Source organism: uncultured Roseovarius sp. (assembly GCF_913054395.1).
Classification (GTDB): domain Bacteria; phylum Pseudomonadota; class Alphaproteobacteria; order Rhodobacterales; family Rhodobacteraceae; genus Roseovarius.
Window position 1 is genome coordinate 1 of the sequence record NZ_CAJXIP010000203.1, and the last position, 4,614, is coordinate 4,614.

Here is a 4,614-nt window from a genome sequence, read left to right on the forward strand (position 1 = left end):
TCAATATGATGAAGGGCTAAAGCATCATGGAAACCATCCTCCTCTTTGCCCCTCTTGTTGGGTCTATCCTCTGCGGGTTCGGGTATAAATATATCGGCGAAAAGGCCGCGATGTGGACAGCAACAGGCTTGCTGTTCCTGTCGGCTCTTCTTTCGTGGATCTCATTCCTGACATTTGACGGTGTCACCCAGCACATTGAAGTGCTGCGCTGGATCGAAAGTGGTTCGCTGTCGACATCCTGGGGCATCCGCCTGGACCGTCTGACCACCATCATGCTGATCGTGATCACCTCGGTGTCCTCACTGGTTCACCTGTACTCGTTTGGCTACATGGACAACGACCCACAGTGGAAAGAAGGCGAAAGCTACAAGCCGCGCTTCTTTGCCTACCTGTCGTTCTTTACCTTCGCCATGCTGATGCTGGTCACATCCGACAACCTGGTTCAGATGTTCTTTGGTTGGGAAGGCGTGGGCGTTGCCTCGTACCTGCTGATCGGTTTCTACTACCGCAAGCCAACAGCGAATGCCGCCGCGATCAAAGCGTTTGTCGTCAACCGGGTTGGTGACTTTGGCTTTGCGCTTGGCATCATGGCGCTCTACTTCCTGACCGACAGCATCAAGTTCGACGACATCTTTGCCACCGCGCCCGCCCTGGCCGAAACCCAGCTGACATTCTTGTGGAGCGAATGGAACGCCGCCAACCTGATCGCGGTGCTACTGTTCATTGGGGCGATGGGCAAATCGGCTCAGCTTTTCCTGCACACATGGCTGCCGGATGCGATGGAAGGCCCGACGCCGGTGTCGGCCCTGATCCACGCGGCGACCATGGTCACGGCTGGCGTTTTCCTTGTCTGCCGGATGTCGCCGCTGATGGAATATGCCCCCGAGGCCAAGATGCTCATCGTCTTTCTGGGCGCCAGCACCGCGTTTTTCGCGGCGACCGTGGGCCTTGTGCAGAACGACATCAAGCGCGTCATCGCCTATTCCACCTGTAGCCAGCTTGGCTATATGTTCGTGGCCGCCGGTGTCGGCGTCTATTCGGTGGCGATGTTCCACCTGCTGACGCATGCCTTCTTCAAGGCGATGCTGTTCCTTGGCGCAGGGAGCGTTATTCACGGGATGCATCACGAACAGGACATGCGCAATTACGGCGGGCTTCGCAAAAAGCTGCCCTACACCTTCTGGGCGATGATGATCGGCACCCTGGCGATCACCGGTGTCGGCATTCCGCTGACCCATATCGGCTTTGCCGGTTTCCTTAGCAAGGACGCGGTGATCGAAAGCGCATGGGCGGGCACGCAGGGCGGCTATGCCTTCTGGATGCTGGTCATCGCGGCACTGTTCACCAGTTTCTATAGCTGGCGGCTTATCTTCCTGACCTTCTTTGGCAAGCCGCGTGGCGACAAGCACACGCACGAGCATGCACATGAGAGCCCGATGGTCATGCTGGTGCCGCTTGGCGTGCTGGCGCTTGGCGCGGTGTTCTCGGGGATGGTCTGGTACGGAAGCTTCTTTGGCAGCCATGAACAGGTCAACAAATTCTTCGGCATGCCCGTGCATGAAGTCACGGCTGATGCCGGTCATGGCGAGGCCGCGAGCGGTCATGATACAGCCGCAGCAGAGACCGGGCACGGCGAGGCGATCATGGCGGATCACGGTATGGCCCCCGAGGGTGCGATCTTCATGCATCCCGACAGCACCGTGCTCGACGATGCGCACCATGCCCCGACATGGGTAAAGGTCAGCCCGTTCATCGCGATGCTTCTCGGCTTTGTCACGGCACTCTGGTTCTATATTTGGAACCCCAGCATGCCCCGCAAACTGGCAGAGAGCCAGCGGCCGCTCTATCTGTTCCTGCTGAACAAATGGTACTTTGATGAGATCTATGACTTCCTCTTCGTGCGCCCGGCCAAGGCCCTCGGGGCCCTGCTCTGGAAGCGCGGAGATGGCGATATCATCGACGGATCCCTCAACGGTGTGGCAATGGGGCTCATTCCCCGTCTGACCCGCCTCGCGGGCCGGGCACAGTCCGGCTATATCTTCACCTATGCCTTCGCCATGGTGATCGGGATTGCGGTCCTGGTGACATGGATGACGATCTTCGGAGGGGCAAACTAATGGACAACCTTCTTTCCATTGTCACCTTCATCCCTGCGGTTGCGGCGGCCATTCTGGCCATCTTCCTGCGCGGCGAGGACGAGGCAGCGCAGAAAAATGCCAAATGGGTGGCGCTGATCGCGACCTCGCTGACCTTCGTGGTGTCGCTGTTCATCCTGTTTGACTTTGATGCCTCGAAAACCGGCTTTCAGTTCGTGGAAGAGCGCGAGTGGCTGCTTGGTCTGAAATACAAGATGGGCGTTGACGGGATCAGTGTTCTTTTCGTGATGCTGACCACCTTCATGATGCCGCTGACGATTGCCGCCTCGTGGAATGTAAGCAACCGCGTCAAGGAATACATGATCGCCTTCCTGCTTCTGGAAACGCTGATGCTTGGCGTGTTTATGGCGCTTGACCTGGTCCTGTTCTACCTGTTCTTCGAGGCTGGCCTGATCCCGATGTTCCTGATCATCGGCATCTGGGGCGGCAAGGCGCGGATCTATGCCTCGTTCAAGTTCTTCCTCTACACTTTCCTTGGCTCTGTGCTGATGCTGGTGGCGATGGTGGCGATGTTCTCGGATGCGGGCACCACGGATATCGCGGCGCTGCTCAAGCATGAATTTGCCAGCGACAGTTTCTCGATCCTTGGTGTTCACATCGTCGGCGGCATGCAGACCCTGATGTTCCTGGCCTTCTTTGCCAGCTTCGCGGTCAAGATGCCGATGTGGCCGGTGCATACCTGGCTTCCCGATGCGCACGTACAGGCCCCGACAGCCGGCTCGGTCGTGCTGGCGGCGATCCTTCTCAAGATGGGCGGCTATGGCTTCCTGCGGTTCTCCTTGCCGATGTTCCCGATCGGGGCAGAGGTTCTGACGCCGCTGGTCCTGTGGATGTCGGCGATTGCGATTGTCTATACGTCGCTTGTCGCCCTTGCGCAGGAAGACATGAAAAAGCTGATCGCCTATTCGTCGGTGGCGCATATGGGCTATGTCACCATGGGCATATTCGCGGCCAACCAGCAGGGCATTGACGGCGCGATTTTCCAGATGGTCAGCCACGGCTTTATCTCGGGCGCGCTGTTTCTCTGCGTCGGTGTGATCTATGACCGGATGCACACCCGCGAGATCGACGCCTATGGCGGTCTGGTGAACCGGATGCCGGCCTATGCGCTGATCTTCATGTTCTTCACCATGGCCAATGTCGGCCTGCCGGGCACATCGGGCTTTATCGGCGAGTTCCTGACGCTGGTCGGTATTTTCCAGGTCAACACCTGGGTGGCGGCAGTGGCAACCACCGGCGTGATCCTTTCGGCGGCTTATGCGCTCTGGCTCTATCGCCGGGTGGTGATGGGCGACCTGATCAAGGAAAGCCTGAAGACCATCACCGACATGAGCAAACGCGAGCGGGCAATCTTTGCGCCGCTGGTCGTGATGACGTTGCTGCTCGGGGTCTATCCCCGGCTTGTCACCGATATCACCGGCCCCTCTGTCGAGGCGCTGATTTCCAACTATGAGACGGCACAGGCCGTGGCGCAGAGCGCCACGCAGGTTGCCGAAACATCGCATTGAACCGGAGGCCCTGAAGATGCAGGCTGATCTGACTGTTATCCTGCCCGAGATCGTGATCTCGGTCTATGCACTGGCCGCCCTGTTGCTGGTCGCCTACACGGGCAAGGACAAGATGGCGGGCATGCTCGTCTGGCTGACCGCTGCCTTGTTTGCCGTCATGGCGCTGTGGATCGGTGCCACCGGACATGGCGCCAACACCGCCTTTGGCGGCATGTTCAATGACGACGGCTTTGCCCGGTTTGCCAAGGTGACGATCCTTTTGTCCGCAGCCGCCGTTCTGGTGCTGGGACAGGACTATATGGCGCGCCGCGATATCCTGCGGTTTGAATATCCGATCCTGATCGCCCTGTCGGCGGTTGGCATGATGGTGATGGTCAGCGCCGGTGACCTGATGGCGCTTTACATGGGGCTCGAGCTTCAGTCGCTGGCGCTTTACGTGGTCGCCTCGTTGCGCCGGGACAGCGCCAAATCGACCGAGGCGGGCCTCAAGTATTTCGTGCTGGGGGCGCTGAGTTCCGGCTTGCTGCTTTATGGTGCATCGCTGACCTATGGCTATGCGGGGACCACGCTGTTCTCCGGCATAATCGCCGCCGCCGAGGGGCAGGCGCCGATCGGTCTTCTGATCGGCCTGGTCATGGTGATCTCGGGGCTGGCGTTCAAGATTTCGGCCGTGCCGTTCCACATGTGGACGCCGGACGTCTACGAGGGCTCGCCGACGCCGATCACCGCGTTTTTTGCCACCGCCCCCAAGATGGCCGCGATGGCGCTGTTTGCGCGGGTTGTGCATGACGCCTTTGGCGGTGTGGTCGGCGACTGGCAGCAGGTGCTGGCGGCGCTGAGCCTGTTGTCGATGTTCCTTGGCGCCGTGGCGGCGATCGGGCAGACCGACATCAAGCGGCTGATGGCCTATTCCTCAATTGCCCATATGGGCTATGCGCTGATGGGACTTG

The 4,614-nt window shown here is 59.3% G+C and carries 3 protein-coding genes; all 3 read left to right on the forward strand.

The window, feature by feature from the left end:
- Window positions 1-26 precede the first annotated feature (26 nt).
- Window positions 27-2,117: an NADH-quinone oxidoreductase subunit L gene (nuoL, locus tag QZ522_RS17875; protein WP_294614775.1), complete on the forward strand. Its 2,091-nt coding sequence runs from the start codon at window positions 27-29 to the stop codon at window positions 2,115-2,117.
- Entirely contained in the window at window positions 2,117-3,664 is a 1,548-nt protein-coding gene (locus QZ522_RS17880) for an NADH-quinone oxidoreductase subunit M (protein ID WP_294614778.1), read from the forward strand. Before nuoL ends, QZ522_RS17880 begins: the two co-directional genes overlap by 1 nt.
- A 16-nt stretch (window positions 3,665-3,680) precedes the next feature.
- Window positions 3,681-4,614: NADH-quinone oxidoreductase subunit N (locus tag QZ522_RS17885; protein ID WP_294614781.1), on the forward strand; the 934-nt coding region annotated here is incomplete at its 3' end.

Coding starts and splice junctions, on each gene's coding strand:
- nuoL (WP_294614775.1), top strand. CDS start 27: ATGGAAACCATCCTCCTCTTTGCCCCTCTTGTTGGGTCTATCCTCTGC.
- QZ522_RS17880 (WP_294614778.1), top strand. CDS start 2,117: ATGGACAACCTTCTTTCCATTGTCACCTTCATCCCTGCGGTTGCGGCG.